General features: G+C 62.2%; 24 protein-coding genes. 11 read left to right on the forward strand and 13 right to left on the reverse strand.

Annotated elements, in window-relative coordinates; translation table 11 throughout:
- Window positions 1-231 precede the first annotated feature (231 nt).
- From NRB16_RS16915 to NRB16_RS16940, 6 genes are all read left to right on the forward strand, one after another.
- Window positions 232-663: a hypothetical protein gene (locus NRB16_RS16915; protein ID WP_253141626.1), complete on the forward strand. Its 432-nt coding sequence runs from the start codon at window positions 232-234 to the stop codon at window positions 661-663.
- Between the two features lie 23 nt (window positions 664-686).
- Window positions 687-992, forward strand: coding sequence for a MazG-like family protein (locus NRB16_RS16920; protein WP_257106546.1), 306 nt, complete (start codon window positions 687-689; stop codon window positions 990-992).
- Complete coding sequence (locus NRB16_RS16925; protein WP_257106547.1) at window positions 989-1,756, forward strand: methyltransferase domain-containing protein; 768 nt, start codon at window positions 989-991, stop codon at window positions 1,754-1,756. The genes NRB16_RS16920 and NRB16_RS16925 overlap by 4 nt, the downstream gene beginning before the upstream one ends.
- A gap of 16 nt (window positions 1,757-1,772) precedes the next feature.
- Window positions 1,773-2,387: a DUF4136 domain-containing protein gene (locus NRB16_RS16930; protein WP_257106548.1), complete on the forward strand. Its 615-nt coding sequence runs from the start codon at window positions 1,773-1,775 to the stop codon at window positions 2,385-2,387.
- 18 nt (window positions 2,388-2,405) lie between these two features.
- Complete coding sequence (locus NRB16_RS16935; RefSeq protein ID WP_253141621.1) at window positions 2,406-2,969, forward strand: DUF4136 domain-containing protein; 564 nt, start codon at window positions 2,406-2,408, stop codon at window positions 2,967-2,969.
- A 426-nt stretch (window positions 2,970-3,395) separates the two neighbouring features.
- Window positions 3,396-5,402, forward strand: a complete 2,007-nt coding sequence (locus tag NRB16_RS16940; RefSeq protein WP_045483882.1) for a pilus assembly protein TadG-related protein — start codon at window positions 3,396-3,398, stop codon at window positions 5,400-5,402.
- Here the strand turns inward: NRB16_RS16940 and NRB16_RS16945 are convergent.
- Window positions 5,399-8,167, reverse strand: coding sequence for an ATP-binding protein (locus NRB16_RS16945; protein ID WP_257106549.1), 2,769 nt, complete (start codon window positions 8,165-8,167; stop codon window positions 5,399-5,401). The genes NRB16_RS16940 and NRB16_RS16945 overlap by 4 nt on opposite strands.
- On the reverse strand, window positions 8,157-8,609 hold the full coding sequence (locus NRB16_RS16950) for a TadE/TadG family type IV pilus assembly protein (protein ID WP_045483886.1): 453 nt from the start codon (window positions 8,607-8,609) through the stop codon (window positions 8,157-8,159). The genes NRB16_RS16945 and NRB16_RS16950 overlap by 11 nt, the downstream gene beginning before the upstream one ends.
- Before the next feature lie 73 nt (window positions 8,610-8,682).
- Here NRB16_RS16950 and NRB16_RS16955 point away from each other — a divergent pair, with 73 nt between their 5' ends.
- Together NRB16_RS16955 and NRB16_RS16960 are read left to right on the forward strand one after the other, a co-directional pair.
- On the forward strand, window positions 8,683-9,153 hold the full coding sequence (locus tag NRB16_RS16955) for a prepilin peptidase (RefSeq protein WP_253117422.1): 471 nt from the start codon (window positions 8,683-8,685) through the stop codon (window positions 9,151-9,153).
- Window positions 9,154-9,289: 136 nt separating this feature from the next.
- Entirely contained in the window at window positions 9,290-10,069 is a 780-nt protein-coding gene (locus NRB16_RS16960) for a response regulator transcription factor (protein ID WP_045483889.1), read from the forward strand.
- A 437-nt stretch (window positions 10,070-10,506) separates the two neighbouring features.
- On the opposite strand, the gene NRB16_RS16965 is transcribed toward NRB16_RS16960, so the two are convergent.
- From NRB16_RS16965 to cpaB, 8 genes are read right to left on the reverse strand one after another with little or no spacing between them, the layout of a single operon-like run.
- A complete protein-coding gene (locus NRB16_RS16965) occupies window positions 10,507-10,776 on the reverse strand; it encodes a DUF3613 domain-containing protein (protein ID WP_045483894.1) in 270 nt (89 codons plus the stop codon).
- Window positions 10,773-11,528: a tetratricopeptide repeat protein gene (locus NRB16_RS16970; protein ID WP_045483897.1), complete on the reverse strand. Its 756-nt coding sequence runs from the start codon at window positions 11,526-11,528 to the stop codon at window positions 10,773-10,775. The genes NRB16_RS16965 and NRB16_RS16970 overlap by 4 nt, the downstream gene beginning before the upstream one ends.
- A gap of 25 nt (window positions 11,529-11,553) precedes the next feature.
- Window positions 11,554-12,444 carry a type II secretion system F family protein gene (locus tag NRB16_RS16975; protein ID WP_257106550.1) on the reverse strand — a complete coding sequence of 297 codons (891 nt, stop codon included), beginning with the start codon at window positions 12,442-12,444 and terminating at the stop codon, window positions 11,554-11,556.
- Between the two features lies 1 nt (window position 12,445).
- Complete coding sequence (locus NRB16_RS16980; protein WP_257106551.1) at window positions 12,446-13,330, reverse strand: type II secretion system F family protein; 885 nt, start codon at window positions 13,328-13,330, stop codon at window positions 12,446-12,448.
- A gap of 18 nt (window positions 13,331-13,348) precedes the next feature.
- Window positions 13,349-14,605 carry a CpaF family protein gene (locus tag NRB16_RS16985; RefSeq protein ID WP_045483906.1) on the reverse strand — a complete coding sequence of 419 codons (1,257 nt, stop codon included), beginning with the start codon at window positions 14,603-14,605 and terminating at the stop codon, window positions 13,349-13,351.
- Entirely contained in the window at window positions 14,605-15,795 is a 1,191-nt protein-coding gene (locus NRB16_RS16990) for a pilus assembly protein (RefSeq protein WP_045483918.1), read from the reverse strand. Before NRB16_RS16990 ends, NRB16_RS16985 begins: the two co-directional genes overlap by 1 nt.
- Entirely contained in the window at window positions 15,792-17,075 is a 1,284-nt protein-coding gene (locus tag NRB16_RS16995) for a type II and III secretion system protein family protein (protein ID WP_231906372.1), read from the reverse strand. The genes NRB16_RS16990 and NRB16_RS16995 overlap by 4 nt, the downstream gene beginning before the upstream one ends.
- A gap of 20 nt (window positions 17,076-17,095) precedes the next feature.
- Window positions 17,096-18,070: a Flp pilus assembly protein CpaB gene (cpaB, locus tag NRB16_RS17000; RefSeq protein ID WP_257106552.1), complete on the reverse strand. Its 975-nt coding sequence runs from the start codon at window positions 18,068-18,070 to the stop codon at window positions 17,096-17,098.
- Window positions 18,071-18,370: 300 nt separating this feature from the next.
- Between cpaB and NRB16_RS17005 the strand changes: the two genes are divergently transcribed.
- Both NRB16_RS17005 and NRB16_RS17010 read left to right on the forward strand, forming a co-directional pair.
- Entirely contained in the window at window positions 18,371-18,565 is a 195-nt protein-coding gene (locus tag NRB16_RS17005) for a Flp family type IVb pilin (RefSeq protein WP_045483927.1), read from the forward strand.
- Between the two features lie 90 nt (window positions 18,566-18,655).
- A complete protein-coding gene (locus NRB16_RS17010) occupies window positions 18,656-19,066 on the forward strand; it encodes a response regulator (RefSeq protein WP_045483930.1) in 411 nt (136 codons plus the stop codon).
- A 60-nt stretch (window positions 19,067-19,126) separates the two neighbouring features.
- Here the strand turns inward: NRB16_RS17010 and NRB16_RS17015 are convergent, their stop codons facing one another.
- The 3 genes from NRB16_RS17015 to pbpC all read right to left on the reverse strand — a co-directional run bounded on the left by NRB16_RS17015 (window position 19,127) and on the right by pbpC (window position 25,534).
- Window positions 19,127-20,809 carry a ShlB/FhaC/HecB family hemolysin secretion/activation protein gene (locus tag NRB16_RS17015; RefSeq protein WP_045483932.1) on the reverse strand — a complete coding sequence of 561 codons (1,683 nt, stop codon included), beginning with the start codon at window positions 20,807-20,809 and terminating at the stop codon, window positions 19,127-19,129.
- Between the two features lie 128 nt (window positions 20,810-20,937).
- The gene (locus tag NRB16_RS17020) at window positions 20,938-22,671 is read right to left on the reverse strand and encodes a collagen-like triple helix repeat-containing protein (protein ID WP_257106553.1); all 1,734 of its coding nucleotides are present in this window, start codon (window positions 22,669-22,671) and stop codon (window positions 20,938-20,940) included.
- A gap of 526 nt (window positions 22,672-23,197) precedes the next feature.
- A complete protein-coding gene (gene pbpC / locus NRB16_RS17025; RefSeq protein ID WP_290447375.1) occupies window positions 23,198-25,534 on the reverse strand; it encodes a peptidoglycan glycosyltransferase PbpC in 2,337 nt (778 codons plus the stop codon).
- A gap of 111 nt (window positions 25,535-25,645) precedes the next feature.
- Here pbpC and NRB16_RS17030 point away from each other — a divergent pair, with 111 nt between their 5' ends.
- The gene (locus NRB16_RS17030; RefSeq protein WP_045483941.1) at window positions 25,646-25,939 is read left to right on the forward strand and encodes a hypothetical protein; all 294 of its coding nucleotides are present in this window, start codon (window positions 25,646-25,648) and stop codon (window positions 25,937-25,939) included.
- Window positions 25,940-26,002 lie beyond the last annotated feature (63 nt).

Below are 26,002 nucleotides of genomic sequence, written 5' to 3' on the forward strand. Positions count from 1 at the left end.
GTACTTAAGCACTGCATGCCCCTGGTGGGAAGAGCCGGCCGGCGCTCCGGTTGCTCGCGAAGAGGCCAGTAAAAACACTACATCTGCTGTGCCTTTACCGGCCCTTTCGCGAGCAAGCTCGCTCCTACTGCACTTCAAATCAGCATTGAGGTGGGATTGGGCGGGCGGTTTGTGACGCTTGTCCGGGCTTGCTGTATCGTGGCGCCCCGATAAGCTCGATTGCCCGGAGGGATGAAATTGGATCTGTTTGACGATGACAAGCGGCTGGCCCTGAAGCCGGTCGTGGCCTTCAATGCGTTCTTGCTTGAGGCGTTCGCACAGGGTGCGTGTTCTTGCATTCGCTGCCAGAAGAGCAATGGCAACCAGGAAGGCTATACCGAACTGCATACGTTTGAAGCCGATGGCCGCAAGGTTGCCCGACAGTTCACCAAAACCCTGCCCGCCGATGTCGAAAGCGTGCTGAAGAAAGCCTACAAAGCGTTCTACAAGGCCGAGCTGCCCGCACTGAACGAGGCATTGCTGGGCGAGTTGCAGGCCATGGCCAATCACGACCTGGTGGGTCGGGTCAGGCTGCTGCTGGAAGTGTCTGGTCTGTTGGCCAGCGGCGCCGGCAGCGAGCCGCAAGCCGGTCAGGAACCAGAGCCAGAATTTGTGCTGGTGTAACCAGGCAGGCTGAGGAAACCACCATGAACCTTGAAGAACTCACCCAACGCCTGCACCGCATCCGCGATAACAACGACTGGAAGCAGTTCCACGCGCCGAAGAACCTGGCCATGGCCGCCAGTGTGGAGATGGCCGAGCTGGTGGAAATCTTCCAGTGGCTCAGCGAAGACCAGTCGCGCCAGTTGCCGCCGGAAAAACTCGCCCACGCAGGCCAGGAAGTCGGCGATATCGTGTTGTATCTGCTGTTGCTGTGCAGCGAGCTGGGGCTGGACATGGATCAGGTGGTGCGCAGCAAACTGACCGACAGTGAGCGGAGGTTTGCCAAGTGAGCCAACAGCTCAATTCCAGCGACCGGCATTTCGACCAGTTGGCAACCCGCTTCGCGGAAAAAATCTACGGTGGCGCCAAAGGCGCGATTCGCCTGGCCGTGCTGCAAGCCGATTTGACCGAAGCACTGCCCGAGCGCCCGCTCAGGGTGCTGGACATTGGTGCAGGCCTTGGGCATATGTCGTTATGGCTGGCCGGTCGCGGCCATCAGGTTACGGTCAGCGAACCCGCCGCGCCAATGCTTGAGGGCGCGCGCCAACGCTTCGCCGAAGCCGGGCTGGCCGCCACCTTCATTCAGGCGCCCTGGCAAGAGCTGCCCGCCCTGCTGGATGAGCCCTATGACCTGGTGGTCTGCCACGCGGTGCTGGAGTGGCTGGCCGAGCCGTTCACCATCTTGCCGGTATTGCGGCAGTTGACCCGCGAAGACGGCTGGCTGTCGCTGGCTTTTTATAATCGCGACGCACTGGTGTACCGCAACCTGCTCAAAGGCCATTTCCGCAAGCTGCGCAGCAACGAGCTGGCCGGCGAAAAGCAGAGCCTGACCCCACAGGAGCCCCTCGACCCACGGCAATTGGCCGCGCAACTTGCGCCCTTGTGGCGGGTCGAAACCCAAAGTGGCATACGGGTATTTCACGATTACATGCCCGTCGACTTCCAGAAGCGTGCTGATCTTGAGCAACTGCTGGAAATGGAGCTGTCCCACCGCCGTCACCCTGCTTTTGCCGGGCTGGGCCGTTACCTGCACTGGATCTGCCGCCCCATGTAACACACCGGAGACTGCCATGTACGCTCGTCTTGCCTTGGTCACCATCACCCTGGGAATCAGTGCCTGTCAGAGCGACAATCCTTACCATGCGCAGTCTGCCCCGTTACCCGCCGCACCGGCCACGGCGGCGCAAACGCTGGACCTGAGTGCCTATCCGGCAGCGCCCAGAGACTACACGCGCTATCGCAGTTGGGGCTGGCAAGACAACCGGCTGCCGACCGGTTCAGCCTGGCTGGACGCCGCACAGGTCGCCGAGGCGGTGAGCAACGGCCTTGACCAGCGCGGCCTGCGCCCGGCCCGCAACGCCCCTGCCGATGTGCTGGTCAGTGCTGATAGCCGCCTGGAAACCCGGCTGCGTCAGGTGCGTGAAGACTACCCGGCCCCTTACTACAGCGGCGGGCTGGGCTACGGCGGTTATCGGCACGGCTACGGCGGCTATGCGCGGGTGCCGATGGTGCGCACTTATGAAGAACAGGTGCTGGTGGTGAGCATCCGTCTGTTCGACGCCCACAGTGGTCAGCCGGTCTGGAGTGCCAGTGCCGAAACCCGCAGCGGCAAGGATCAATCTTCACGCAATCAGGCCTTGCGCCAGGCTGTGCAAAAGGCCCTTACGGCGTATCCTCCCGGGTAACCTTTCGGAGCCACTGCCATGTACCTTCGTCTCGCCCTGCTGTCGTTTACCCTGCTGCTCAGCGCCTGCCAAAGCAGCCAGATCAACCGCGACTTCGACGCCCGCCGTGATTTTGCCGGCTATCGCAGTTGGAGCTGGCAGGAGCCTGCGGTGCAATATCAGCCAGCGGACCCGCGACTCAAGAGTGACCTGACCGAACAGCGCATTCGTGATGCGATCAACCAGCAACTCGACCAGCGCGGCCTGCGCCCGGCCAGCGCCGGAGCACCGGCTGACCTCAAGGTTCAAGCCTGGCTGATCGTCGAAGACCGCCAGCAACTGGTCAGCACCAATTACGGCGGCGGCTGGGGCCCATGGGGCGGCTACGGCTACTGGGGCGGACCGCTGGCCAGTGAAACCCGCAGCGTCGACTACAAGGTCACCACCTTGCAGATCGACCTGTTCGACGGCAAGGACGGCAAGCTGGTCTGGCGCGGCAGCACCGAGCGCATCCTGGAGCAGAATCAAGCCAACCCGGCGGCACGGGACACAGCGGTGCGCAACACCGTGGCCAAGATCCTGGAGCAGTATCCGCCACGATAAATAACCGGTTCGCGACTGAAGTCGCTCCTACAGTGTAATGCCGATCAGTTAAGCGACTTCGGACCTGGCTCAGTCCCAGTGGGAGGGAGTTCTACTCGCGACGAGGCCCGTAGAGCCGGCACATTTGCTGCGAATGTACCGCAGCAGTCGCCAGCCGGCCGGCTCCTCCCACCGGGCCGAGTGGGCCTTGACTGATCGGCACTCGCCAGCTGAACACTCGCCAGATAAGCCGCATCGCCCAATACCTCGACTGTTCCACGCCAGCCTTGATCGCCGCACCAAGCAACAGCCGAAACCGGTTTATAGCGGTTGGCAAAAAATAGCAAACCACCCATCTGCCTGGCTGGCCTGATGCCAGCGCTGTCACCGGAGCTTTACTACACTGCCATCCACACAGGTGAGTGAACCTAAGGAAAGGAGTGCTGGATGTCTCCCCTGAATCATTGCTTTGCAATGCCTCACAGGCAGCGGGGTGCCATCGGCCTGGTCGCGGCGCTGACCCTTGGCCTGGCCTTGCTGTTTACCGTGACGGTGCTCGACAGCGGCCGGCTGTATCTGGAAAAACGTTCCTTGCAGCGCATTGCCGATATGGCAGCGCTGGAAGCGGCGAGCCGCAAGGGCAATTGCAACAGTGCCGCGACCGCCTCGCTGTATGCCACCCAGAGCGCGACACGCAACGGTTTCATCCCTGACACCGATGGCCGTACCCTCAACACCCTGTGCGGAACCCTGAGCGTGAATGCCGCAGACGGCCGCCGCGCGTTCGTGGCCAACGCCGCCAGCACCGACGCCATTCGCGTGGTCGCCAGCCACGGTGTCCCCCGCAGCATCGCCGCCGGAGTTGCCGCCCTGTTCAGCAGCGGGCCGCAACCGGCCAATGTGCAGTTGAGTGCGACAGCGGTGGCGGCAGCAACCCCGCCACTGGCGCAGCTTTCAATCCGCAACGTTCTGGCAACCGCCAGCCTGCCAATTCTCAATAGCATCGCTAAAACCAATATCGATCTGCTCGGCTGGCAGGGGCTGGCAAATATCAATCTCAACCTGCTCAGCTATCTGGACCGTTTGAAAACCGATCTGAACCTGACGGCGGTCGGCTACACCCAGGTGCTGTCCGCCAACGCCACGGTCAGCCAGTTGATACAGACCGCCATTAACGTTCTGCAAACGAACGGTACGCTCAGCACCTCGGCAACCATCCTCAATCTGCAGGCGTTGAAAGCCGCAGCGGGCAGCACTACCGTGGTGCTTGGTGACCTGATCAAGGTTCAGGGCGGAACGGACCTTGCCGGCCTGAACTCGACAGTCAATGTGTTCGACCTGATCTCCAGCCTCACTCAGATGGCCAACAAAAAAAATGGCATCACGGCTAACAGCCAGATCAATGTGCTGGGCATCGGGCAAATCACCACACAATTGAAAGTCATCGAGCCGCCACAGCTCTCCGCGATCGGTGATCCGCGCAAGGTCAACCCGGCCCTTGCCGTCGCCGATGATCCGAACCGTATCTACGTGCGTACCGCACAAACCCGCATGCTGGTGTCGGTGAACCTGCCCTTGCTGGATATTCTCAACAAGCCACCGGTCAATGCTGTCACCAAACTGGTCGGTAACCTGACCTCGGTACTCAACAACGCCCTGACCCTGAATATTGCCGGGGTGGTGGGGGATGTGACTTGCCTGCTGGGCGCCAAGTGCCTGGTCACTGACCCCTGGATTCTACCCTCCAGCAGTTCAAGTCTACTCGGCCCCAGGATAGACCTGAGCCTCAGCCTGGCTGGCGGTGAAGCCTACGTCACCGGTTACACCTGCAACAGCAATACCGACAAGTCGCTGAGCGTACGCACCAACGCTTCGCTGCTCAATGCCCGCCTGGGCCTGATCGACAGCGCTGCGGCCTTTCCGGCCAGTACCGATCCTGCCGCAGTCATTGCCCAGCCTTTGCCCATCGTTGATATCGGCACACAAACCTGCACCCAACTCCTGAATCTGCTGGGCAGTTGCACAGCCAGGGTACCTTTTGCCGGGGGCGGCATCGGCATGAGTTTCAATACGCTGAACAATGCGCTGCTGACCAGCCCTGCCAGCGTCAATACCACCATCAACATGCCTGCAGAAATCGGCCAGCCGCCTACCCGCCTGCCCGCTGCGGCTTATGTCAAATCCAGCACGCTGCTCGATGGCGTGGTTTCAGGTGTGAATATCAATGTCTACAAGCCCCTTAACGGCAACGCTCTGGGCAGTCTCATCAGCGGCACCGGGACATTGCTCAACACCCTGCTGGGGCTGGTCGATCAGCAGGTGGAGTTGCTGCTCAAACCACTGCTGACGTCAGTTCTCGATCCATTGCTCGACACCCTCGGGCTGACACTCAATCCCACCGACGTCGGTGCCAACCTGAGCTGCAACTTCGGTCAGGCCACGCTGGTGATCTAATCCCCGTTGAACAACGGCAAGGTGATCTTGAACCTTGCCCCATCATTGGCATTGCTGACACTCAAGCGCCCCTTCATCTGTTCGATGATGCCGTAGCTCACCGACAATCCCAGCCCGGTGCCGACGCCCACCGGCTTGGTGGTGAAGAACGGCTCGAAGATCTTTTCCAGCAGCCGCGGGTCGATGCCGCCACCGTTGTCCTGGACCGTGACGATGACCTTGTCGTCAACCTGCTGCATGTCCAGGCTGATCGCCGGTTGCAGGTCAGGGTTCTGCTCCTTGCGCGAGAGCATGGCGTCACGGGCGTTGACCATCAGGTTGATCAGCACCTGCTCCAGCTGGTCGGCATGCCCGCGCACCTGCACCGGCGCGCCGCGCTCGCCGGCTTCGATGTGCACGCCCTTGCCTTTCATGCTTTCACTGAGCATCGACAGCGTGCCTTCCAGGGCGTCGTAGGGGTCGAACAGTTGCTCTTCAACCTCGGAACGGCGGCCGAACACGCGCATATGGTCGACCACCCGCGCGGCGCGTTGCACCTGGCTGTCGATGCGGTTGAGCTTGTCAGTGATGTAGTCGACATCCACATTGCCGCGCTCCAGGCGCTTGAGCACGTTGACCACCGCCATGCGCATGACGTTGAGCGGCTGGTTGATCTCGTGAGCGAGACCGGTGGCCATCTCGCCCAACGTAGCCATTTTGGCGCTCTGGTTGAGCTGCATGCGCGAACGCCGCACGTCAGTGTTGTCACGGCCCACGGCCTGGATTTCCACCAGCGTGCCGGACTCGTCGAACACACCGCGATCGGCCCATACCCACCAGGCATGTTCACGACCGGGCAGTTCCAGACAGATTTCGGCCGTGCTCATCGGCGCTTCGGGGGTCAGCAGCGCGATACGCCGCACAAAGGCTTCACGCTGGTCTTCCGAAAACCAGTCACCAAGATTGATCCCCGGCAGTTCTGCCGGGTCGCACTCCAGGTAAGTTGCCAGCGGCCGGTTACCGAAACTCAGGACCAACTGCGGGCTGTAGCGACAGATCATCGCTGGCGAATCTTCAACCAGAATCCGGTAACGCTCTTCGCTTTCACGCACCCGCTCGGCGGCCAGCGTGGCTTCGGTGACATCCAGCCAAAGACCGACCGCCTCGACCGGCATGCCGAGGTCGTCGCGTAGCAAACGTGCCTCATCCAGCAGCCAGTGATAGTCACCATTCTTGCCGCGCAGGCGATAGCGACGGCTGACGAAGCCTTCGCGCAGCAACTGGCGGTTACGCTCGAACCAGATGTCGTGGTCCTCAGGATGGATATAGCCTGCCAGTTGCCCGTCGACACACTCGGCCAGGGTCCAGCCCAGCAGCGGGGTCAGGCTGTCACTGAAGAAACTCGGTTCCAGATTGCCCTGGTCATAGCGCTGCACATAGATCACCGCCGGCGAACTGGCAATCAGGTTGTCGAGCCGCGCATGGGCCGCCGCCGCTTCGGTCTCCTGGTTCTTGATATCGCTGACATCAAGCATGAAGCCCAGCACGCGCTGCACCTGACCGCTGATCAAGGCCTGGCCCTGAATGCGCAGCCAGACAGTTTCCTGCCCAGGGTCGGCATGGGCCAGGCGCACACACAACAACATCGGCGTACCCTTGTCGCGCAGTTGCAGCAGGCGGCTGGACAACTCTTGCCGGTCAGCAGGGTGAATCAGCGCCAGCCAGTCCTGACGCGCCAGACGCTCGACCCGGTCGCTCAGGCGCAGGCTGCGTGCCAGTTGCGGCGCCAGCAGAATCTCATCACTGCCAGGCAACAGTTCCCACCAGCCGGTGCCGAGCAAATCCTGAAGCACTGCCAAGCGTTCGACGTGATGGCGGTTATGTTGCTCGGAAAGGCGGAACAGGACCGGGCCGGCCAGTGCTGAACACAAGTTCAACCATTCTCGCTCGCCCAGATCCGGTGCCTGCCGACGCGGCTCATAAAAGCCGAACATCAACCAGGCCTTGGCCACGCCGTCGCGGCTATGGGGCAGTAGAAAACCATCAGCATTGCCGAACATGCTCTGCAATGGCGACAGCTCGGTATGCCCGCCAAAATGCAGCTCGTGGGCGATGTTGGCATCCAGCAGGTCAAATTCGTTACCCAGCCGTTGGCCGACTTGCCACAGTTCCGGCGCGGTATGGGCGCTGTACTGGCTGTAGACCCGCCAGCCAATACCACTGGCTTCGGGCAAGGCCAGAGCGACGCAGGGAATGCGCCACATCTGCGCCAATTCTTCGAGCTGTTCGGCAATCACGCTCGGCAGCCGCTCGACAATACAGCCGCGAATCTTCTCGGCCATCTGCCCGGCCAGGCGCAAACATTGCTGGCGGGTACGCGCAGCGCTGGCCTCTTCCATCAGATCGCTGATATCGGTCAGTTGCAGCAGCCAGCCCTTGCCATGGTGCTGCACCCAGCCGCGCGCGTGCAGGGTGTGACCATCGTTGCTGCGAAAATCCAGGTCCAGCATGTGCCCGACCCAGTCCCCCGGCACGCCTTCGACCACCAGCGCGCTGTTGGGCAACAGCAGAATCATCAACCGCTGGTTGAGCACGGTATGCGCGCTCAGGCCCAGACGGCTGAGCAGGTGCGCACTGATACTGTGAATCTGCCCCTCGTTATTGAGCAGCAGGTACAGGTCCGCGCCGATCGCGTCAGGCTCGACGACCAGCGGAGTTGAAGGCTCGCGGGCGGGCACCTCGGAGCGCCCCAGCCAACGGCTCAAACGACTTTTTTCATGGGACAAGTTGAATGCTCGCTTGGGCAGACAGTTGGGCGGGCAAGCGCGGCACCTCGCCAATGATCGGCAGGGTCAGCGACGGCAGTACGCGCGCCAGTTTGGTTTTCGGATAGTTGATGCTGACCGTCAGCGCCGTACCGTTGAAGGTCACGCTGTAGTCGGAGGGGCCAAAATTCAGCGCGCTGGGCATCCAGGCCAATTGGCTCTGCAACACGCTCTCGGCCTGGCTGCGCACCAGAGTGCTGTAGTTGGCAACTCCAGGACTCAGCGCCACGCTGCGACGCACCGCCTCGCTGGCAGCGGCATTGAACGACTGGACCATCAGCAACGGCAGGCTATAACTCACCACACCATAGAAAATGGCGAAAAAAATCACGAACACCGCCGCGAACTCGATCGCGGCAGCGCCCTTCTGGCGATGCAGGCCTGATGGACCGCTGGCTGGCATGACGGCGTCTACCCTGACAGTACTACTCCACAGAGCATAGGATCTTTCCGAAATACAGGATGTTTTTTACTCAATGAAATTACTTTTCCTACTCATATGGTTCGCCCTCTGTGCCGAACAGGATGCCCGGCGCAGACAAATCACCAATACCCTGACACTGGGTGCTTGTGCCGCTGCACTGGGGTGGTTGCTGTATAGCGGTCAGACCTGGCTGGGCGCCGAACCCGCCGAGGGTGGCCGAGCCCTGCTATTGGCGCTGGCCATGACCCTGCCCGGTTACGCGCTGGGACGTTTGGGGGGCGGCGACGTAAAGCTGCTGGCGGCTCTGGCGCTGGCCAGTGACAGCCTGTATCTGCTGGGCACATTCATCGGCGCAGCCGTGACGGTGGTCGTGTGGCTAGGCGTCCGACGAGCGGTATTTGGTGTTCTCGGTCATGGTCTGGCTGCACGCTATAGCCCGATGAATCCTGACTCCGGGGAAAAATTTCCGTTCTCGCCGTTCCTGTTTACGGGGCTGCTGCTGGTGGCCCTTTGCATCCGCTAGTCAGAATCAGGTTTTAGTCCTATGTACATAGTCAACAAGTGCGTCTAGGTTAAAGACACACCCGAACTCAAACCCTGCACCCGTGGCAGGGATCAATGTGCAAGGAATTCGGGAATGGTCAGGCAGGGAGTAGCGCGTGAACAAGTATTCGGCAGTGAAAATTCTGGTGGTCGACGATCAGCCGCTGATCGTTGAAGAGTTGGCCGAGTTTCTCGATGGTTGTGGCTATGTCTGTGTGCAGTGCAGCAGCGCCCTGGAGGCCGTTGAGCGGTTTCGCGATGACGCAAGTATCGGCATTGTCCTTTGCGATCTGGAAATGCCCGGTATGAACGGCATTGAACTGGTCGAGACGATGAAGCAGATCGGCGGCAAGAAACACCTGTTCGAAGCCATCATGCTGACCGGGCGCGCCGAAAAAAGGGACGTTATCAACGCCCTGCGCGCCGGGATTTCCGATTACTACCAGAAACCGGTAGACCTCGACGAGTTGCTCGAAGGCGTACAACGCCAGGAATTCGCCCTGCAGGAACGGCAAAACAGCCTGCAGAAGCTTGGCCAGCTCAATGAAAAGCTGCAATTTCTGGCCGCCTCTATCGACGATCTGTACCACGACCTGGACAACGCTCGCCCGCCGCTTGTGCCGCAACTGTCGGCTAACGATCAGAGCAACAATAATGTTGTCGATGTGCCTGACCTGTTCTCTGCCCTCTCGCCTCGCCAGCTGGACGTGGCGCGGCTGGTTGGCAAGGGCCAGACCAACTACCAGATTGCCTGTGAGCTGGGGATTACCGAGAACACCGTCAAGCTCTATGTCTCTCAGGTACTGCGCCTGACCCACATGCACAATCGCACCCAACTGGCGCTGGCCCTGTCGCCGGGCGCTGGTATGGCTCGCAGCCGGGTCACCGAGCACTGAGCTGTGGCTTGACACATCTGCCCCATCAGCTCGTAGCAGCTTTGGCTGCGAAAACTTTCGTGGCTAAAGCCAACACTGTTCTGCCAGTTACCTAGATCTCGGTGGGGGACTGTATGGCCTTGGGCAAGCTCCAGGTTTTGTCTATGGAGGTTGCACAACAGCAGATTGATCCTGCCGGCCTCTTCGCCAGCAAGCTGGCTCCCACCGAGTCGGCGTTGTGCCTATCACTTGAGCCTGACGTGAACCTGGTGGGAGCTAGCTTGCTAGCGAAGACTGCGGCACATTCGCAGCAGATGCCGTGACTTTACCGGCCTCTTCGCGAGCAACCGGAACGCCGGCCGGCTGCTCACACCGGGGGCATACAGTACCTGATTGAACACTAGTGCGGCTAAAGCCACTACTGTTTCAATTGAATCGGTGGCGTCCAACAATCGCCATCAACGACTGCCCCCTGCCACCTTGCCGCCCTGCTCCTGGTCGAAAAACTCCGGAATCTTGTGGTTGTTGCTGTCCAGCCAGCGCTGCAGGCTTTGTTCGCGCTCGGTGGGGGTGGCGGTTTGCGGGATTTTCGAGGCAGCACTGCCCTTGACCTGCAACTGCAACCAGGTTTCGGTCTGTTGCTGGGCCTGCGAGGCCGGCCCCGGCTCGATGGCCCAGGCCATGCTGTGCAGACCGAATAACACAACGATACCGATCAGCGTTTTCATGGTTGGCTCCTGACGTTGGCAGTGCGGGTTGTGTCCATACCGGCGGTCATGGCTGGCGCCTGGGCCGGTGCAAGCGCCTGCGGCCGTTGGGCGGGCGCCGCAAGCTGGGTCGCGCGCTGTTGCGCGGCGCTGACCTGACGCGGCGTCAGCCCGGCGCGGGTGGTCAGCTCGGCGGCCTGCTGCCACTGGTCCTGGTAAATCAGCAGGGTCACCAGGTTCTGCGCCGGCAGGTTGTCCGAGGGTTTGAGTTCCAGCGCGGTCATGAACTGAAAGCGCGCCTGTTCCAGTTTGAGCTGGTTCAGGTAGGCGATGCCCAGGTCGTTGCGGACTTTCTCGTCGGTGGGCGCCAGTTTCGCGGCGCGTTGCAGGTGCTGCTGGGCCTGTACGTAGTCACCCCGGGTGGCGGCGATCTGGCCCAGGCCATGCTCGCCTTCGGCGGCGCGGCAGGTGCCCAGCAGGCTGCGGTACAGCGGCTCGGCTTCAGCGCTGCCCAACTGGCGTAACACCCGCGCCTTGCGCAGGCGCACCTCGCCCAGCTCAGCGGGCAGGTCTTCGAGGTTGGCCAGGCTGGCATGCAGACGTCCCTCGTCTGCCATGCCTTGCGCCAGATTGATGGCCAACTCCTGATCGGAACTCAATTTGCCGCAGTTTCCCTGGCTGCTGCCACTCAAGCCCTGAACCCAGGGCGCATGCCCCTCACTGGCACAACCGCTCAACATCAAAAACCCGCATACCGCGATCACTGCTTTCATCGCCCGCTTTCCTTGTACGACGCATTCATTTGCTGCCCAGTGCCTGGCTGATGGCAGTAAACCCTGGACCGGCCAGCACGATCAGCAAAGCCGGGAACAAAAACACCATCATCACCACCGACATCTTCGCCGACAGCTTGGAGATGTACTCCTGCAAGCGCGTCAGACGTCGATCGTCGATCAGTTGCTTGAGTGCCAGCAGCGAGCGCAAGGCACCACCGCCCTGATGGATCAACTGGTTGAGGATCACACAGGTGTCACTGAATTCGTCCACCGCCAGCAGGCTGGAGGTCTTGCGCAGCTCGTCACCCAGTTCCAGCCCGGAATCGACGCGCACCAGAATCACACGGATTTCCTCGGACAACACCGGCAGCAGTTCCTTGCCTTCGTTGCTCAGCACGCGCAGCGCCTGCTCCACCGCCATGCCTGACTCAAACAGAATGCGCAGCAGCGGAATGAAGGTCGACACCTCGACCACGATTTGTTTTTGCCGATGCTGAGCGACCGCCGCCAACACCCGCTTGGGTAATAGATAACCCATGCCCAGCGCAAACAACGGCGCGATCAGCGGATTGGCCGCGTCCGCGAAAAACAGCACCTGTACGAACAACGTGAGGCTGACCAAGCCCATGGGCACGCCAATCTGACACGCGGCATACAACGAGCGCTTACTCGCGCGTCGCCAGCCGATACGGTTGAGCAGAACCTGAGTCTCGCTGTCCATGCTCACCGCTTTGCGTCCCAGCGGGGTGTCGCCCAGCAGCCGCAGCCAACTGCCGATGCGGCTCTCGCGAATCGTCTGGCCTTGCAGGCGCATGGCTACCTGGCGCTCATTGCGGCGCACCAATGCCATGTGCGACACCAGCAGCCCAAAGGCGGCGAGGAACATCAGGACACTGAGCAGCAGCAAGCCCATCTCAAATGCTCCTCAACATGCGCCACAGCAACAGGCAGCCAGTCACTTGCATGGCAAACGCGACCAGCAGCATCTTCTGCCCGCTGTTGTCGTTCCACATGTGCAGCAAGTACTCCGGGCTGGAGAGCATGAAATAGCCGGCCAGCGAAATAGGCAACGCCCCCAGCACCACGGCGGTCAGGCGCGTTTCGCCGGTCATTGCCTTGAGCTGGCGGGACATCTGCTCACGCTCGCGGATCAGCTTGATCAGGTTTTCCATCAGTTCACTGGCATTGCCGCCATAGCGGTGGTTGACCCGCAGGCCGAGGGCGAACAGGTGCAGTTCGTCGCGCTCATAGAGTTCGGCAAAGTCATGGGCGGCATCGGGCAGGCTGACGCCCAGTTGGACGTTGCGCTCGATCCTTGCCATGCCATCGCGCAGCGGCTGGTCAGCCGCCTCGATGCCATGCAGCACCGCATCAGCCAGGGTGCGTCCGGACTTGAGGCTGCGCACCGTGTGGTCGAGCATCTGCGGCAGTTGCTCGATCATCCGCAGCACCCGTTTGCGATAGCGCCATGACACGTACATGCGCAATGTGAAGGGCACGCCGAACAGGCCTGCGAGCAGGCCAGGCCAGTCAGCCAACAGGTAACCAAAGACAATGGCCAGGCCCCAGACCGCCAGCACCAGCTTCATGCGCTCGGCCGGCCGGCCCATGCCGGCGCGCAGAAACGCCCGCTCCAGACGCTGCATACCGGGCTTTTCCGGTTTTGCCACGACCCGGCCCTGGTTCAGCCGCTGCAAAACCCGCTCATTGGCCCCGCGGTTCAGCGCGGTGTAGAACAGGTAGCCGGCGACGGCCAAGAGTACAATCGCCAGCAAGACCAGCACCAGGGTCGCTTTCATGGCCGTGTCTCCTTGCGCCTAGTACATCGGCCGCAGTTTGTCGCCTGCGGCATGCACCGCTTCGCGGTGGAAGCCATAGCCGGTGCGCTTGTCGAGGCGGAACAGGGTGTTGGTGACATAGATGTCGTCACGCATGCCCACCACCTCGACCACCTCACTGACACAGCGCCGGCCATCGGGCAGACGGGTCAATTGAATGATCACATCCAGCGCCGCACAGACCATTTGGCGCAGGGTCTTTTCAGCGATCTGGCGGCCGGTAAGGCCGACCAGGGTTTCCAGGCGCAGCAGAGCATCCTGGGCATTGTTGGCGTGCACAGTGCTCATCGAACCTTCGTGGCCGGTGTTCATCGCGGTGAGTACATCGAGGACTTCGACCCCGCGAATCTCGCCGAGGATGATGCGGTCCGGGCGCATCCGCAGGGCATTGCGAATCAGGTCACTGGCGCGCACTTCACCATGCCCCTCGGCATTCGGCGGGCGGGTTTCCAGGCGCACCACATGGGGGTGGCTCAGTTGCAATTCGGCGACGTCTTCGATGGTCACCAGCCGCTGGTGAGTGTCGATCAACTGGCTCAGGACGTTGAGCATGGTGGTCTTGCCGGTCCCGGTACCACCGCTGATCAGGATATTGCAGCGTTTGCCCACCGCGTCCTGGAAGAACTCGAAGATCGCCTGATCGATGGCTTGGGTGGCCACCAGGTCAGCGCTCTTGAGCATGTCTTTGCGAAATTTACGAATCGACAGGCACGGGCCGTCCAGGGCAATCGGCGGAATGATCGCATTGACCCGGCTGCCGTCGGGCAGCCGCGCATCGACCATCGGCGATGACTCGTCCAGGCGCCGCCCCAGCGGGGCGAGGATGCGCTGCATGACCCGCTCGACATGGTGCGAGTCGATGAACCGCAGGTCGGTATGGTGCAACACCCCGTCACGTTCGATGAACACCTTGCCGGGGCCGTTGACCAGAATCTCGGTGACCGACACATCGCGCAGCAACACTTCCAGCGGCCCGAAGCCGGTGAGTTCATCCACCAGTTCTTCGGCCAGGCGCTCCATCTCGTAACGGGAAATCGCCAGCCGCAAACGTGCGACATACTCGGCGACCTTGTCGATGACGAACTGCGCCAGCGCCGGGCGCGAGCCTTCCAGCAGGTTGCGGCCGTGCTCTTCGATACCGTCGATGATGTAGCGGTGCAGTACCAGCTTCAGGCCCTGGGCATCATCGCCCGGTTGCTGGCTGCGCGAAGACGCGCCAAACGGTTTGTCAGGCATCAGCGATTCCTCAATAGCCGGCTGAACCAGCCTTCAGTGCGTTTTTCGGCTCGCCCGGAGTGGCTGATCAGGTGCTCGCCCAGTTGCCGCAAACCGGCCGACAACGACTCACGCGGCGCCAGCTCGAACAGGGTCACCCCCTGATTCTTGGCGTTCAGGCGCAACTCCGGACTCAGCGCCAGCACCGAGACCACCGGCAGGCCGAACGTCTTGCCCACCGTCTCGGCATTCGGTGCCACCGCGCGCAGGTAGCGATCGACCAGCAACACCGCGTGCTGCAATTTCATGCCCTTGTCGCGCCACAGGTTGAGGATCGCCAGGTTGCGCCGACACTCAATGACACTTTGGTCGGTGTACCAGACCAATTGATCGCAATGGCTGACCAAGGTGCGCAAGGCCTCGCTGTCAGGCTGGCCGACCAGATTGATGATCACGTGCTGGAAGTGCTGGCGCAGCGCGCTGAGCAGCATGTACAGCTCGGCGGCGCTGGAGCGCTCCAGGTCGTCATCGGCATCGGTGTAAGCAAGAATCCGCAGACCACTGTCAGCGGTGGTAAACGCACTGTCGATCAGGGTCGAGTCCAGCCGCCGCAGGTGCCGCAGCGCATCGCCAAAACTGAATGATGACTCCAGGCCCAGCAATGCCAGGCTGTCACCGCGTGGCAAGCCCAGGTCCAGCAGCAAGGTGCGCTGTTCGGTCTTCTGCACTACCAGCGCCAGGTGGCTGGAAATCAGTGCTCCGTCGCCGTCGCACTGCGCACCGTAAAGCACGGTCAGGCCGCTCATGTTCGGGTTGGATGCCGCCGCCGGCAAGCGCTTGCCCAGCCGCCGCACCAGACCCGCCACTTCACTGGAGCGCGAGCCATACGCGACAAAGTCCCGTGCCCCGGCACGCATGGCAGTGAGCACCAACTGATTGTCCATGCCGTCGCCCAAGGCGACGATGGCCAGCATCGGCTTGGCTTCCAGCGCGCCTTCGATCAGCGCACTCTGGTTCATCAGGTGATCACGATCCAGCCCCACGAACACCACGCTGGCGAAGGTCACATCGACCAGCGCCAGCAGATCGTCAAGGCTGCCGGAACCGGCGCTGACCACCTGCCCCAACGAGCCCAGGGCGCCCTGCAGCCATTCCAGGTCGGCCGGGTTACGGGTGATCGCCAGAAAGGTCTGGCTCAGGCTCTGGCTCATTGCGACAACCCGCTGCGGCGCTCGAAGTCGCCGCGCTCAAGAAACATCATGCGGTAGAAGTTCGGGTCGTAATTGCGCAGTCCTTCGCCGGGCAACGAAGGCAGTTGCGCATCACGGGCCAGCGGCTGGACCAGGTGGGGAGTCACCACCATCAGCAACTCACGCTCTTCACGGTTGATCTGCGAATTGCGAAAGAACGCGCCCAGCACCGGGATATCGCCAAGGCCTGGAAACTTGCCCACTTCCGAACTGTTCTTGTTGCTGATCAGGCCGCTGATCACGAAGCTCTCGCCATCGGCCAGGGAGATGCTGGTGTCAGTGCGGCGCACGTTAAGCGCCGGCACACTGGTGCCGGAAACCGTGATGCCGGCGGTGAAATCCAGCTCACTGACCTCCGGCGCCACTTTGAGCAAAATGCGCTCGTTGCTGACCACGGTAGGCGTCAGGGTCAGGCGCACACCGAACGCTTTGTACTCAATGGAAATCCCGCTGCCCTCGGCGTTGGGCACCGGCACCGGAAACTCGCCACCGGCCAGAAAGCTCGCGCTCTGCCCGCTCAGCGCTACCAGGCTCGGCCGTGCCAGGGTATAGGCAAAACCGCTGTTCTCCATGGCGTTGAGCATGCCCAGCACCTTGCTGCTGCCACCGCCCCAGACGATGTTGAACATGTTGTTGTTCAGCGGCACCACCGTATTGGAAGGCAGGATCGGCCCCACGGTGCCGGCCGGGGCATCAACAATCGACGGCACAATGCCCGGCGTCACCCCTAGCGAGCCGGGCACCGTTCCCGGTGAGCCGAACAGTGAGTTGTTCGAGCCCTTGCCGAAAATCGAGAAGTTGGCTTCTTTGAGTTTGGTGCGGCTGACCTCGACAAAGCGGATGTCGGTCTGCACCTGAATCGGCAGCGGCTCTTGGCCGGCCTGGCTACGCGCGGTTTCAGCCAGTGCTGCGCTGGCCTTGCCGCGCACGAACACCATGCTCTGCTGCGGCGCGCTGGCACAGCCGGTCCAGACCATCAGGCTGGTGGCGCCGCCACTGATCCCGGTCACAATCACGCCCTGGGTGCCAGCGGCCTGCACATCGGCGATCTTCGGATCACCCACCGCAACGCGAGTAATCGTCACACCGGGGCGGATATCGCGTTGTGCCCCCTGGTCCACTTCCAGCACCGGCGGCAGGGCCGACAGCGCCGCACAGCCACTGGCTGCCGCGCGGGCAGAGCCTGCCCATACCCCTGCCAGCACACACATCGCAGTAACCGAAAGGAAACGACTGCTCATCAACTGCATCCTTGCTCAAATCAGGGGTTCGGTTGGGTAACCTGGTTGCCGCGAATCACTTCCATCGCCTTGACCGCCCGCGGCGCAGCAGCGTCATCGCGGCGCGGTGCGGGCGCCAGGGTCAGTTGGCTAAACCGCGTCAGGCTGCGCGCGGTCGAGTCCAGGCGCAGGGCGACGTCCTGGCTGCCAGGGTCGGCCGCCCAGTATTGCTGCAGGTGCCTTTCGTCGGCGCTGCGTACCGCCAGCCGCAGCACCCCGGTCTGCGAGGCAAGCATCAAGCGGTCCTGCAACGGCGCCGGCACGGCGAGCACGACGCTGCGCACATTGCCCCGCTGCTGCTCTTGCTGGACCCGGATATCGGCCCCGGAGGCCTGTACCGGGCTGCCATCGAGCGCCGGGCCGAGCAACGCCCCGACCCCCAACACCCGCAATGCCGGCACCACCACCTGGCTGGAGCGCAGCGGGTTATCAGTGTCCTGCGGCAGGTACAGCAATACATCGACATAGTCGCCGGGGCTCAGATGCCCGGCCGCGCTGGCGACCTCATCCACGGCCACGGCCAGCGCCCGCTCACCCGGGCGGATCATCCGCGCCAAGCCGCCACCGGCCTCGAAGCTGGCGGCATTCAGCCAACTGCCCGCCGCCAGTGGCCGCCAGCTGTTGCGCCCGAGCACTTCTTCAAAGGTACTGAAGCTGCCCTGCGGCGCGACCTTGAGCCGCTCGATGACCAGGTCTTCGGGCTGGATGGGGACATAGGCAGGCAGGTCGCGGGCCAGTACCACGACGTTCTTGCGCAGCGCTTCTTCGGCTGAGGTTGCCGTTGCTGTGGGCGCTGGCGGCAGGGCTTCGACCGGCGCAGCCGGGGCCTGGGCGGTGTCGACAACAGCGGGCGCGGGGGCAGGCGGTTCACGACTGATCACCACCCCGAGATACCCGGCCAGAATCGCACCCAACAGGGAAAGCACCGCCAGGGCCAGGGTAACGCGACTGCTCATGACGACTCTCCGGTTGTCATCTCATGACCACTTCGACGCATCGGGTCGTGATTTCCATGCTCCATTTCGTTATAGGAATGTAGATCACCCATTCGAAAACGCCATGAGCGGTTGCAAATAACCTGTTTATACAAGCGCGTTCATGACTATTGGACGCAAGGCCGACAGTTATAACTTTAGGTTTAATGCTTTATTACGATTGTGGGCCGCGTCATTGCAGACAATGCTGTAGTTGCAACCCGCAAGATTCAGCGGTGCAGTGAAGGCTCACTGCACTGAATACGTGCAAGGAGAACGACCATGTTCATTACTCAGCTGTTTGTACGCGCCTATGTGAGCATCCTTGCTTTCATGAAAAACCGGGAAGCGGCCTCGGCGATTGAATATGCGATTGTCGCTGCCATGGTGGCAGTGGTCATCGTCGGTTTTATGGGCGACATCGGCACACAGGTCGGGAACATCTTCACCAGTATTAAAGATGGCCTGACCCCCTAAAACACCCTGATGCTGAGGTCGTTGCTGACAGTCCCGTGCAAAGGTGCCAGCGTGGGCCATTTTTCGCCTCCTGCAGAGAGATAAATACAAATGGCTGTCCAACCTGCCCGCCAACAATTGTTATTGGTTGACGATGAAGAGGACGCCAATGAAGAACTGGCAGAGCTGCTCGAAGGCGAGGGGTTCTGCTGCTTCACTGCGTCCTCGGTCAAACAGGCTTTGCAAGAACTGACCCGCCACCCGGATATCGCGCTGGTCATTACCGACCTGCGCATGCCGGAAGAAAGCGGCATCCAGCTCATCAAGCGCCTGCGCGAACACACCTCACGCCAGCACCTGCCGGTGATCGTCACCTCCGGCCACGCCGATATGGAAGATGTCAGCGACCTGCTGCGTTTGCAGGTGCTGGATCTGTTCCGCAAACCGATCTATCACGTGCGTCTGATCGAAACCCTCAACAGCCTGTTCCCCGAACCGAAGCTTTATCAGGTCAGCCCCTGATCACACTGCACAACCATCCGCCGGTGCAAACGTGTTTGCACCGGCGGATCTTATTGTTGATCAAAGCTGGTAGCTGAAACTCAGGGTGAAGCGTGGGTTGCGGTTGAAGCTGTCCAGGCCGGGGTCGGACAGTGGCTTGGCGGCTTCCAGGGCAATGTTGTAATAACGCGAATCACCAAAGCGCACCCCCAGCGCCGCCGATGACATTTTTGCGTCCTTGACTGGCAAGGCATTGAACGAGGTGCGTGCAGCGTCGAGCACCGCATAAGGCTGGATGACTTTCAGCCAGCGGCCATCATCGCGGTTGAAGCTGTAGTTGAGCTCATAGGCCACCCCCCAGCCCTTGTCACCGGTGGCCTGGTCGTTGGGGTAACCGCGGCCGAAGTTCTGCCCGCCAAACTGCGCCCGTTCGCTGTCGGGCAAATTGTCGTCACTCCAGTACAGCGCTGCCGACAACACCCCCTGCCAGTGCTGCCCAAAGCGGTCGCTCTGCACCCCGGAGACGCGCAGGCGGAAAAAATCCAGGTCGAACAGCTCATCGGTGGTTTTCGCCCCCATCCCATCAATGCCCTGATAGACACCGGCACTGAGAATGCGCAACTGCCGATCCGTGGATTTGCGCCAGTCACCCTCGACCGCCAGGGCGCGCAAGTCGGTGCGGGTTTCGATACTCAACGGCAGGCCGACCACTTGGAAACGGGTCTTGTCGTTGACCGCATACAAGCGCGTACCGACGCTCAACCACTCGTTGGCGGCCGCAATCAGCGGGTGGCTGATGCCCAGCGAAAGGCGGTCGTTCTCGCGGTGCTGGCTCAGTTCCAGACCGTTATCGAGCGCCAGCCGGGTGTGCGGGTCGGCCTTGTAGCGCGAGCCCCACAGGCTCAACTGAGTGCCTTCTGCGTTGAGGTACTGGCTATAGTCCAGCCGCCAGTAGTGCTCTTTGTCATCGCCGGGCGGAAACAGCCCGCTGAGGCTCAGTTGTTCGGCCATCGCCGTCTGTGCATTGCTGTTGAGACCGAGCAGCGCCTGCATGCCCTTGCGGTTGTCATCGGTCAGCCCCAGGCTGCTGGTGAACGGCTTGCGTGACGCTGTGGCAATCAGCGTGGTGGCGCCGTCGGTCGTGCCCGGCGGCGGCACACTGGCCTGCAGGGTCACCCCCGGCACGCGGCTCATCAGGGTGGTGTAACGCTCGAAGGTCTTGCGGGTCAGTGGTCGCTCCTGACGAATCTTGTCGACCAGCTGTTGCAGATACGCTGACACCCGGCCCAGCTCCCCTTGCAGCTGGTAATCGCGCACATAGCCTTCGACCAGCACCACCCGCACCAGCCCGTCATTGAAGTCCTGCGGCGGCAAAAAGGCGTAAGACAGCAGGTAACCGTCCTGCTGATAACGCTGAGTGAGTGCACGAGTGACCTCGATCAGTTCACCCAGCGTCGCGTCGCGGCCGATCATCGGCTTGAACCCGCCAGCCAGTTCTTCAAGTGGGTAAACGCTGCCGCCTTCGATGCGAATCCGCCGCACCGCGACTTTGGTGCTCATCATCAGCGGCGCCGCTTCAGGCGGTGCAGGAGCAGGCAGTTGCAAGGCCGGCGCGGCAGGGCGATAAGCGTCGGCAGGCAGATTGGGCACCGGCAGGTTGTTCTGCCGATCATTGCTATTGAGAAAGCTCGGCAGAGTCTCTGCCTGAACCAGCCAGGGGCAAACCGCAGCCCCCAGAACCAGAACCCGGACACATGCACGCATAGGGACACTCCATGACCATACAACAGCGGCATCTCATATAGAAAAAGGCAGGGGATCATTCCGACTCCCCTGCCTGAAATCAGCTTAGGCGCTGTGTGAAAAGCCGCTACCGGCTCGCCGCTCAAAAGCTACTGCCGGCCCAGCCCGCCCAGCGCCCCGGTGACATTGCCCAGCACACCGCCCAGACCGGTCGCAGTACCGGTGCCTGGTGTCGCACCAGGGGCATTCACCACAGTGCCGATTTGGGCCACAGTGGCGCCGACGCTGCTGACGGTATTGCCCAGCGCACTGCTGACCGCGTTGTTGCCTGTACCGGCGACCTGACTGCCCAGATTGTTCACGGCACCGCCGACCTGGGTCAGCAGACCATTGACCGGTGCGCCGATACCGGTGGCACCGCCGACTTGCTGGGTGACACTGACCACGTTGCTGACCACCGGTGCCACCGCAGCGCCCACGCTGTTGGTCAGGCCGGCGACCGGCGCGGCCACTGCGGCATTAGGCGTACCGCTACCGCCCAACACGGTGCCGAGCGAGGCGACCGAGCCGCCGATGGCGTTGCCGTTGACGCCCACGGCGTTGAGGACCCCAGCGGTGCTGCTGGCCAGCCCGCTGCCGGCCCCGGACACCACGCCTCCGACGGTTTCCACCAGGCCGATACCACCGGCACCGCCAATGCCGCCGCCGCCAATACCGCCAAGGGCACCGCCGAGACCGCCACTGCCGCCAGGGGCGGGTGTACCGGTGCCGATGGAGCCGGCATTGACCAGCCCGCCAGCATTGCCAAGGGTGTTGCCCAAGGCTGCAACGGTGTTGCCCAGCCCCGCAGTGACCGGACTGTCGCCACCGGTGGAATTGGCCAGACCGGTGCCGAGGTTGTTCAGCGTACCTTTGACCTGTTGCAGCACACCGCTGACCGGCGCACCCAGGCCTGTAGCGGTGCCCAGTTTGTCAGTGGTGGATTCGACCATGGCGACCACTGGAACCAGGCGATCGCCCACTTGTTGGGTGAGGTTGCCCAGAGGACCACTGGTGGTCGCAGCGCTCAGGGTGTTGCCGAGCATGGTGACGCGCTGCCCTACCCCATCAACCACTTGGCCGGTCTTGCTCAGTACACCGCCCACGAGCGGAACCTGTTCGATTTGCGACGATGCACCGAATGCCGCTACGCCGCTGCCCAGCGCCGAGACACCGCCGCCCAGATCAGCAGTGGCCTTGCCGGCACCCGACAAGGTGATGCCCAGTGCGTTGCTGTCAGTGCCCAGAGTACCCAGGCCTTGGGTCACGGAGCCGCCGAGGCTGTTGGTGGCGATGCCGACCGAAGCGATCAGACCGCCGGCGCCACCGGTCAGGTCGGTGCTGTCACCGAGGGAGAGGGTGGAGAATGCCTCGCCGATACCGATTACCGCATCGCCCAGACCACTGAGCGCATTGCCGCCTTCAGAAGCGGTTTGCGCAGTGGCGAGGCTGCTGATCTGTACGCCACCGTCATCGTCACCGCCACCACCACCGCCGTTACCGCCTCCATTACCGCCGGTGCCGGCGCTGCCGCCAGAGCCACCGCCGCCAGTACCGCCGCCGGTGCCGCCGGTGCCGCCGCCATCACCGCCATCGATACCGCCGGTCCCGCCACTGCTACCACTACCACCGCCACCGCCACCGTCAGTAGCGCCGGTTCCGCCCGAACTGCCAGAACCGCCGCTGCCGGCACCGCTGCCATCGGTGCCCGCAGTGCCGCCTGCGCTACCCGAGCCATCTACATGGCTTTTCGAGCCGCCACCGCCGCTGCTGCAACCGGTCAATCCAAGGCTCAGGGCCAATATCAGTGCTGTGCCTGCCTTCCAGAAATGTTGAGTGTTCATGAGCGAATCCATCCAGCAAGTGATTGCTTACCCCACCGACTCCGGGGTCCCCTTAACATGTCGTCCCTGGGGGCATCTCACGCTTCTGGCTAAACGCTCTCAACTCTCGAATTGGTATTAACCGGATATATATCCTGATCTTTGGCCTGCTGTTTTCAATGCACGCAAGTCAATAAAAATGGGCCACCGGGAAGTTTGTGAAGCCCATAATCTGCAGGCTGCACGAACGTTATATATGACTAATTTATGGGGCGTTCCTGTTGTTTTGCAGCCGCCCACATTTTGGTATTCGGTATATGGTCTACAACCCATACTGTTCACATACCCGCCGCATGCCTTTGTGGGAGCGACCTTGGTCGCGAAGAGGCCGGTAAAGTCACAGCATCTGCTGCGAATGGGCCGCTGCCTTCGTTGTGGTCCGGCACCCCGGCAAGCCAACTCCCACCGAGTTAACTGAACAGTATTGGGTCTACAATTGATTCACCCGACTGTTTTCAAACCGCTTACTTGAGCGTTTACAACCAACTCAATCGATGACGTTGAACTGCACCTGGGCGGTCTGGCCGCTTTCGTCCAGCACGCTGAGTTGGTAATGCCCGGAGCGGTTGAGGGTGGTGTTGAAGTCTTGCTGGTTGTCGGTGTCGGCCGCCGGTGAACCGTCGATGAACCACCAGCGCCGGCCGCTGCCGCCAAGTGCCGAGAGTTTCAGGTGCAGGGCCTGGCGGCTGCCGGCGGGCAGGCGCAGGTTGTCGCCCTCGCGCACGCCGACGATGCTCAGCGGCGTGACCATGCTGATGCCTTGCGGCGGGCAGCCAGGGTCGATGGCAGGCAGGCGCGCTTCGCGGCGTTCGGCGCGCGGTAGCCAGGGTTCCAGTGGCGCCGGCCATAGGGCGATGTCGCGGGCCACGGCGCCAGCGCAGCTGGCATCGACCCGCAAGCCTTCGGCGTTGACCCAGACTTTTTCCAGCAGGCCCAGGCCCAATGGCTGGTCGGCGGCCTGCAAGGTCGGCGGGGTGGTGCCCTCCAGGGTCCAGGCAAAGCGCTGCCGGCGGCAGTTCGGGTCGCTCTTGCTCATCGGCTGGCCCAGCGGCCAACAGATAGCCGCTACGCCGACGTTGAAGGGCACCGGTGCCACCGGGGTATTGATCCCACGCTGGCTGTCGCGGTTGGCCAGCACATCGTGGACCTGCAGCATCAGCGGTGCGGCCGAGGCCAGGCCGAACTGGCCGGGTACTGGCGTGCCATCGGGGCGGCCGATCCATACACCGACCAGAAAGCGCGGCCCGACGCCAATCGACCAGGCATCGCGAAAGCCGTAGCTGGTGCCGGTTTTCCAGGCCAGTTGCGGGCGCTGCACCAGTTCAGCGTGCGGGTCGAGGTCCGGCCGTGACTGGCCGCTGAGAATGCGCCGGATGATCCATGCCGCACCCGGCGACATCATGCGTCGCTCGCGCAAGGCGTCTTGTGGTTGCAGGCGAATATCGGCACTGACCCCACCGCGCGCGAATGCACTGTAGCCGGCGACCAGGTTTTGCAGACGCGTGCCGGCACCGCCCAGAATCAGCGCCAGGTTCGGTTCGGCCAGCGGCGGCAAGGTCAGGGGAATCCCGCCGTTGCGCAGTTCGGCGGCAAACCGCTTCGGGCCATAGACCTCCAGCAGTTGCACCGCCGGCAGGTTGAGCGACATCGACAACGCCGAGCTGGCGGCAATCGGCCCGCCGAACCCCGCCGAAAAGTTGCCGGGCCGGTAATCGCCATAACGCCGTGGCACATCCTGCAACAGCGATTCAGAGTGAATCAGCCCGGCATCCATGGCCATGCCATACAGGAACGGCTTGAGGGTCGAGCCCGGTGAGCGCAGGGCGCTGATCATGTCGACATGGCCGAAACGTTTGGTGTCGTTGATGTCCACCGAGCCGACATAGGCACGCACCGCCATGTTCTCGGCCTCAACCACCAGAATGGCTGCCGAGGTGCGCTCCGGCAGCCGTGCGCGCCAGCCCATCAGCAGGTCTTCCATACGCCGCTGCAGGCTGGCGTCGAGGGTGGTGCGAATCAATGGCGGACTATCCGGCCGGTTCAGGCGGCGGGCCAACAAGGGGGCCAGGCTCGGCTCCTGACGGGGCGCCAGCAACAAAGGCTCTTGCAGTGCCTCATCGACTCCGGACTGCGGCCAGACACCGAACTCGGCCAGCCGCCGCAACACTTTGTCCCGTGCGTGCTGGGCCCGCTCCGGATGGCGATCCGGACGCAGGCGGCTGGGCGCCTGGGGCAGCACCGCAAGCATTGCAGCTTCTGAGCGGGTCAGGTGTTGCGGTGACTTGCCCAGATACGCCCAACTGGCGGCCGCCACGCCTTGCAGGGTGCCGCCGAACGGCGCGCGATTGAGGTAGATTTCGAGGATTTGCGGCTTGGACAGGTGCCATTCCAGTTGCACGGTGCGCCACAATTGACGCAGTTTGCCCGGTACGGTCCGCGCATGCGGGTCGAGCAGACGCGCCACCTGCATCGACAGGGTGCTGCCGCCCGACACCACACGGGCACCGCTGAGGTTTTGCCAGCTGGCGCGGGCCAGCGACAGCGGGTTAACACCAGGGTGGCTATAGAACCAGCGGTCTTCGTAGGTCAGTAGCGCCTCCAGGTAATAGGGCGAAACCTGGCTGCTGCTTACCGGATAGCGCCACACACCATCAGCATCGGCGAAGCGCCACAGCGGCGTACCGTCTTCGGCCAGCACCACCCTGGCCAGATCATCCTTGGGCAATGGCAACGGCCAGATCCGGTCAGCCAGCCACAACAGCAGCGGCGGCAACAGCACAACCAGCAAGATGAGCGGTAACCAGCGCCGGCTACGCGGCCCCAGGCGCTCAACAAAAAACCATTTCACAGCAAAGACTCTCCCGCCCTCAGGGAACCAGCGATAGTGGCCGACAGCCAAAGCAAACAGGTTCCCCTTTCAATCAGGACATTATCCATGCAAGTAGAAGGCTTCTTCGAGTGGCTGGGCCAAGCGATCGGCGCGGTGATCCGCTTTGTGGTCGATGGTCTGGCGTGGTTTTTCAATCTGTTCGTGCATGCCGGGGGCAACTTCGTCGATGGCTTGTCACGGGCATTGGGCATGGATACATCGCTGGTCAGCATTCTGGCGCTGATCGCCGGCTTGCTGTTTCTTTATTCGGCGATCCGCGCCTTCATGCGCGCCTCGATCATCCTCGGCATCATCTGGCTGGCGCTGGGGCTGTGGTTGTTGAGCTGGATCATTTCGTAACTACAACCCCGTAACCATAATCCCGTAACCGTCCTCGTAGGAGCGGCTTTAGCCGCGAAAGCT

Source organism: Pseudomonas sp. LJDD11, assembly GCF_024584215.1.
Taxonomy (GTDB): domain Bacteria; phylum Pseudomonadota; class Gammaproteobacteria; order Pseudomonadales; family Pseudomonadaceae; genus Aquipseudomonas.